The sequence below is a fragment of the Geotalea sp. SG265 genome (genome assembly GCF_022808985.1).
Taxonomy (GTDB): Bacteria; Desulfobacterota; Desulfuromonadia; order Geobacterales; family Geobacteraceae; genus Geotalea.
Genome location: NZ_JAKZFT010000003.1, coordinates 340,682 through 346,999 on the forward strand (window position 1 = coordinate 340,682; position 6,318 = coordinate 346,999).

The following is a 6,318-nucleotide window of genomic DNA, read 5'->3' on the forward strand; positions in this document are numbered from 1 at the left end:
CTACCACGGCTCAGATTATGATGGTGGGGGTGCCGGACTTTACCCGGTCGTACTGCTGGATGAAGATTAGTTGCCCGAGGGGAGCTGTAAAGATGATGCCGATAAAGAGGACCGCGGCGCCGGCGAAGAATATCACATTCCCCACCAAGTAGGCCGCCAGCCAGCCGGCGAAGTCTGTCTGAATGGTCTCGAAGCTCCATTTGTAGGCCTCGGTGATGCCAACTCCCCGGTCGATGATGAGAAATGCGCCGGGGAAAACGACGAAGCCTACGGCAATGGAGGCAATGCTGCCGAAAAAGGGAACACCATGCAGGACCAAAACGATGATGAGGTTGATGAGGACGTAGAGGAAGAGATTGGGAAAGCAGTCCCAGGCATTGAAGATGTCCCCCACCTGAGCCGTCCCTTCCCCTCGCGAGACCTTGATAATAGAGCGGACATAGCCGGCGATGAAGCCGATGTTGGCGATGGGTATCCAGACCACCAGCATGAAGATCAGTGTCAGCAGCACCAGGTCGGCCAGGTTCCCCTTCCAGATCCGCACCACCGTCTCGAACAGCGCACCGAAGACCCCCTGCCCGCCCGGCCGAGGCGGAGGACCAAGCATGGAGCCGCAATGCTTGCACTTGATGGCGCCGTCGAGGATTTCTTCTTTGCAGTAGGGGCATTGCATGATTGGCCTCTCTATTTCCCTCACCGATACACTTCTCGTCGGTGGCCTATCCTGACAATGAGAACGGTCACTATTTCCTGTTCAACACGGTAAACGATGCGATAATCGATCACCCGCACGCGATACAGTCCGTCGCTGTTTTTGAGTTTCTTTACTCCCGGTGGCAATGGATCGTCGGCTAGGCCAAGGATACAGGCATCCACACGTTTCAGGATCGGTTTGGGAACAGCCGATAAATCCCGGACAGCAGCACGAGTCAACTCAACCCGGTAAGTCATTTAAGTCCCAGCTCACGACGCAGATCCTCATAGGAAATCCGCTCGTCTGACTCAGCCAAAGCTGCCTTTGCCGCTTCGATATCCATCCGGTCTTCCAGCTCTTCAAGCAGTTCCAGGTCCTCAACCGGCACAATCGCCACCAGTTGTTTCCCTCTTCTGGTCAGAACAAAGCGCTCCTTACCGAAAGATGCACGATTTATGACCTCGGCAAAACCGTTGCGAGCCTCTGCTGTCGATATCTTCGTCATAACGACCTCCATCTGTACGAATTGTACGTTAAGGACATGATATGGTCAACGGATTTACGGTTTATATTTGGCAGCAAAGCAGGGATTGTCTTTTGGTCCTACTACATGGAAAGGTCTATGACCTAGTCGGTGATTTCGGTAAGGAGCCAGACGGATTAGCCCAGATGTCAGATTTTGTTTCCTCGGCTAGCGGAATAAAGAGATAGTATCCCTCATTTTTTAGGGTGATGGCTGATGTTGTCGGAAATGCCAATGGAGGTTTGTAGATTATTGTCCTTTAACCATGCACCTCGTGATGTGTGGAGTGATACTGCAAATGTGCATCTTTCGAGAAATGACGGGCTGGTGTGAAACTTGTTCCAACTGAATGGCTAATGCAGCAAAATACTCAGCGTTAACGTGCAAATCGCTGCTGTATCATAGTCCCTAAAGTAGCACCAGTGTAATGGAGCCTCTATTTTAAAACAGGCTGACTTTAATCTTTCTATTCATAAAACACCGGTCGCCTCTTTAATCCCTAAAGAGCTTGCCATAGGTCGGATATATCTGCACAATGTTGAGCAAGTTCTTCTATTATCTCATCAGTCAACTTAACCCCAAGGCTGATGTTGCCCCGGACTACATCAACAAAAACAATTGATTCTCCTGCTATTTTACCTCTATTAACGGATACTCCATAAGCCATACAATTTAATATTGCTCTTACGAACTCATACTTTGGCCTCTTAGCGCCGAAATAAAGTTTGATATACCAGTCTTGTTCTTTATGAGTCGTGTGAATGTCAGGCGTCACATTAATTTTTACTTCGTTCAAAGAAAATGGAAACTTCTCGTCTTTTAAGATATTAAAGTGCTGGTCGCCAAAGTATTGAACATAGTTCCTAATTGCTTTTGAATTCAAGACTAGTTTATTCCGTAATGACTTACTTGGTGTCAGAGCCTTTTTTTCAAGTTCCGCTGCTTGATCTAAGGCCCAATCGATGTCTCTATTGTCTCTATTAAATTCGATGATAGTTGATTTCGCAGGGTGATAGTACCTGGACATTGCAAGTCCCTCTTCACTTGGATACTTGTACTGCCTTAGCACGCGCATTCTTGTAGCTTCGGTCCCTGCTACAAAGTCAGCAAAGCTTTTCATAGCTATTGGTTTCATGATCACAGTATCCTCCTCGGCTGAAGATCAGCGCAATCTTTGAATTAGACAGCCGCAAACTGCCCCTCAACCTCCTGCCCCTTCCGTTTAAAGTTGCTATCATCCTGACAAAACGACAATGCATCAAAGATAATCCCCGACAGTTTCATCAGGTTCTCAGGCCTATTCAGAACCACACTGTTACTGGCCCCAACCTCCAGCCCCGCCCGCTCGATCAGCGCCTTATGCTGGTCCGTCAAGGGAACAATGAAATTAACAAAAGGCTTCTGCCGGTCTCCGGTGTAGCGAACAATCCAGCGATTGGTTTTTCCTTGGTACAGGACAGCGTAATAACTCTCCGTATCCTTGCCGACGATCTCGTCCGAGAGCACCTGACCCTCAAGGATCATCTGCACGATGGAAAGCACCTTCCTCTCCGCGGCAGTGGTAACAATTTTGGGATTTGCAGGATCAATCATGTCCGCATCGGGGTCAACAGGCGGAGCAGTCGCTAGTTCTACGGTTGCAGAGGCAGGAGGCGGTGGTGAGGAAAGGCCGGTCACTACCATTTTGCTGATGGCATCGGCAACAGCCTGCTTCACCAAAGGGCTCACAGTTTCTATAAACCTGCCGCTTGGTTTCGCTCCGATGTTGGCGCGAGTTGCAACAAGTCGGACAAAATCGGCATCGGGCTCCCTCAGAAGCAGTTCAATCACTTCTTTGAATTTGTCGATATATACCTGGTCCTTTGCAAAAGATCGAAGGCTGTCAGGATGGAAGTTGCCGTACCGGAAATGAGCCAGCTGTTCGGCATCTGCTTCTGACATTTTGGTGAGATCAAAAGTTAGGAATGGCGCATCATCCATGATGTTTTTGTTTTTGAGGTCTGTATAGAAACGCCATTCACGGCCATTGGTGAGCGCCGAAATGGTAACGCCAGGGGTCGCATTGAAATAGCGGGCGATCTGGCCTGTATGGTTAGTGAGTTTCTCCGTATAAGGCTTCGCCTCGATGAACATCACCGGGTCGTTCTCCGAGAACAGCGCATAATCAACCCGCTCGTTATTCTTTATCCCCGGCAAGTCCGCGCAGTATTCAGCTTTCACTTTGAGTGGATCGAATGGATTGAAATCGAGGAGGTTGAGGAAGGGAAGAATCAGGGCCTGCTTGGTTGTTTCTTCACTCTGGCAATGGGAGCCTACGTTCTTCACGTGCTCTGAATGACGCATCAATCGTTCTTTGAAATCCGGCATACTGCCTCCCTTTACAATGTTTCTGTACTGTTTCCAGTCATAGCGATTAAGGTGACTACTGCCACACCGCATCTGTGCCCGCCGCAGGCGAGTGCAAACACAGGCCAATCTTTAACCTGCAGCGATAGAGGTGCTTTTAAATAGCTGATGTAGGAGTAACAACAGCAACATCCTCAGCGATTATCAGGACAGATAGCCGTAACAGTCCACAAACCATTACTCTGCTTTTCTTTGCTGGCAGTACAACCATCGTCGATAAAATCTTGTACCAGTTGGTCAACATCATTCCCTGGAACATCAGTCAAAACTCTTTTCGTGGTCATTGCACCCTCCTTTGATATCTCTTTATTCGTTCAGCTTAAGATCCTGCATGGCCTTTACGCGCGCCTCCTCAAGTGTTTTATTCCTCAAAAACATAGGGATGGCCCCAGGGCTGGTGTCAAAGCCATTGTCCTTCATCCACTGAAGAAGCCTTTGTTCATTTGCCTTGTCGATCGTCTTACCATCCGGTTTTATGAAACTACGTAGGCTGTCCCCAGAAACAGTCCTGCTGTATTTACCTTCAATCAATTTTTTAAGATTATCATCAGCAGATCTTTTGTCGGCTCCGGCATCGGCAATAATATTTTGCAGCGCCCCCACAATAGTGCCCGCATTGTAATAGTCCACAATATCACTAAGACCGTGCGGCAAAGAATAATCCCTTACCTCCAATGACATTGCCTGGCGTATTATCTCCAACTTAGCCTTCCTTGACGATTGCATTTTGGCAATCAAAGCCTGTGTTGATGAATCTTGAAAGTAGTTTTTATTGATTGAAACCCGTGCACCACCAATGCCACCAGAAATTGCAGAGACTATCGCCTACGTGGCACTGTGGGTGATCAACCCTCCAGCAGCTCCCAGACCGAGTATTGCCAAATCAGTTGTTGTGTCAAAGGTAGCTCTTCCCCCATAAAGTCCGGCCTCAAAATTATAATAGTTGACATCAGTGAGGTAAATGAGTTCATCCAAAATTTGATTACGTTGTTGAACAGTCACTGTGCTGTTATTTACAAATATTGCATTAGATTCAGAGTACTTATCTACAAGTGCATTTACTATCTTATCTTGATATTTAGGCTTATAAGGACGGCCTTGGTAGACTCCTGCGCATCCTGATAGTATAAATAAACATAACCCTGTGATAATGATTGCCTTAAACATTGCCCCCCCTTTGATAGATCAGATTTTATTGTATAACAGTGACTGCAGTCGTGGTCACTTCGCTTCCTTCGTCTTTTCCGCCTCGGCGAATAGCCGTCCAGACACCTTATCCGAGACATAGCGCAGCACCTTATCACCGGAGAAACCGGCTATTAGCAGCACCAGCATATAGAGATAGAGCTGCATTCCTGGAGCTGCTTTAAGGACAAGCAGGGGATCTTGCTTTGGATTCGACATATTACGGAAGACTGCAGGCCCTGAACGAGGCGACATAACAGCCGGCATCTCAATCCGGCACGTCGATGATCCTGTGAAAACCACTTTACCTGGTGATAATGGCGGGTCGATCTTGATCATATACTGGCTTTGAAGCATCCAGAAAAAGATGACAGCAGCAATAGCTCCCTGGATTGGCCGCACCATGGAGTGATAGAAGATGCTCACCCAGAACTGCCCATAGGGAATGCTTTCTATTTGTGTCGTCATTATTCCACTGAGAAGTCCACCCATTGCACCCAATAATGCTGCAGTAAATGAGCAAAGGAGGAAATTTGTGTGATAGTAAAGGAAAACAAATATTATCAGTGCGGCCAGTAGGCCAATTGTATAGATGAGGGAAAAGAACTTACGACACCAATAGTCCCAAAAGAGGTTGTCGACGCAGTCGTTATGGATATAGGCCGCTGAACTAAAGAGTTGTGCAGCTTCGGAAACATCTCTCGGGGATGGATTGGGGACATCCAGTTTTTTTAACATCTCTTGCAGTTTGACGATCCATTCGGTCTTTGCCTGCTGAGTCACCGGTGAAATTTTTAGCCCTTGCAGAAGCTCCCATCCGTTGGCTTTCAACTCAGCCTCGTTCATCAACAGGAAAAAATACTCATCGATCCGATGAAACAAATGCCATATTGTAAAAGTCTTCTTGTATATCTTCTTGCACTTGACATTGAGCATGCACTCAATGTCATCGAGATGAGACTGGCATGAATCTATGACCGTCATCTTCTCGGAATTCTGGACCCAACGCGCTTTGAAACCATTAAGTCGTCTTTGATAGTCCCGTTGTTTACCAACAAGATACTGCCTGCTCGGGTTCATTTTTTTATTGATGATTGGGTAGATTCTATTCGTAAGTGCACCACGTGATAAAAAAGCAGGACATGATGGTTTTCTGGTAGTGTGTGAAGCGCGACCAACACTCACTACGGAAAGGAACCCACCATGTCCTACAGCCATTTTACTGAAAAAGAACGGTATGTCATCAGCCATTTGCGCTTGGCGAAATTTAGCCTACGGGAGATAGCCCGCCGACTAGGGCGGCATCACACGAGTATTAGCCGTGAAATTAAGCGTAACGGTCCTAAATATGCCCCTGATGCTGTTTACTGGTACTACGGGATTCAGCCAGTTGTAGAGAAGCGCCGACATAAGGCCCGGAGTCATCGTCGCCAGAATTACCAGCCCCTCGTCGAGTATGTAGAGGATAGACTGAGAATGGACTGGCCACCAGAGGTTATAGCAGCACGTA

Annotated in this window: 10 protein-coding genes; all 10 read right to left on the reverse strand. The window is 47.5% G+C overall.

All coding sequences use genetic code 11. The features are described 5' to 3' along the window. Positions 1-10: 10 nt before the first annotated feature. Positions 11-673: a zinc ribbon domain-containing protein gene (locus ML541_RS05780; RefSeq protein ID WP_243371606.1), complete on the reverse strand. Its 663-nt coding sequence runs from the start codon at positions 671-673 to the stop codon at positions 11-13. A 20-nt stretch (positions 674-693) separates the two neighbouring features. Further along, entirely contained in the window at positions 694-951 is a 258-nt protein-coding gene (locus ML541_RS05785; RefSeq protein WP_243371610.1) for a type II toxin-antitoxin system RelE/ParE family toxin, read from the reverse strand. After that, complete coding sequence (locus ML541_RS05790; protein WP_243371613.1) at positions 948-1,199, reverse strand: type II toxin-antitoxin system prevent-host-death family antitoxin; 252 nt, start codon at positions 1,197-1,199, stop codon at positions 948-950. The genes ML541_RS05785 and ML541_RS05790 overlap by 4 nt, the downstream gene beginning before the upstream one ends. A 517-nt stretch (positions 1,200-1,716) precedes the next feature. Next, positions 1,717-2,352, reverse strand: a complete 636-nt coding sequence (locus tag ML541_RS05795) for a hypothetical protein (protein ID WP_243371633.1) — start codon at positions 2,350-2,352, stop codon at positions 1,717-1,719. Positions 2,353-2,396: 44 nt separating this feature from the next. Continuing rightward, positions 2,397-3,584 (reverse strand): type I restriction endonuclease, encoded by a 1,188-nt coding sequence (locus ML541_RS05800; protein ID WP_243371616.1) that lies wholly within the window; start codon positions 3,582-3,584, stop codon positions 2,397-2,399. A gap of 173 nt (positions 3,585-3,757) precedes the next feature. Then, on the reverse strand, positions 3,758-3,907 hold the full coding sequence (locus ML541_RS05805) for a hypothetical protein (RefSeq protein WP_243371619.1): 150 nt from the start codon (positions 3,905-3,907) through the stop codon (positions 3,758-3,760). Between the two features lie 22 nt (positions 3,908-3,929). Then, positions 3,930-4,325 carry a hypothetical protein gene (locus tag ML541_RS05810; RefSeq protein WP_243371622.1) on the reverse strand — a complete coding sequence of 132 codons (396 nt, stop codon included), beginning with the start codon at positions 4,323-4,325 and terminating at the stop codon, positions 3,930-3,932. A 123-nt stretch (positions 4,326-4,448) separates the two neighbouring features. Then, positions 4,449-4,790 (reverse strand): hypothetical protein, encoded by a 342-nt coding sequence (locus tag ML541_RS05815; RefSeq protein ID WP_243371624.1) that lies wholly within the window; start codon positions 4,788-4,790, stop codon positions 4,449-4,451. Between the two features lie 54 nt (positions 4,791-4,844). Then, a complete protein-coding gene (locus ML541_RS05820; protein ID WP_243371634.1) occupies positions 4,845-6,059 on the reverse strand; it encodes a hypothetical protein in 1,215 nt (404 codons plus the stop codon). Positions 6,060-6,101: 42 nt separating this feature from the next. Continuing rightward, a partial coding sequence (locus tag ML541_RS05830) for a hypothetical protein (protein ID WP_243371635.1) occupies positions 6,102-6,318 on the reverse strand: 217 nt, incomplete at its 5' end.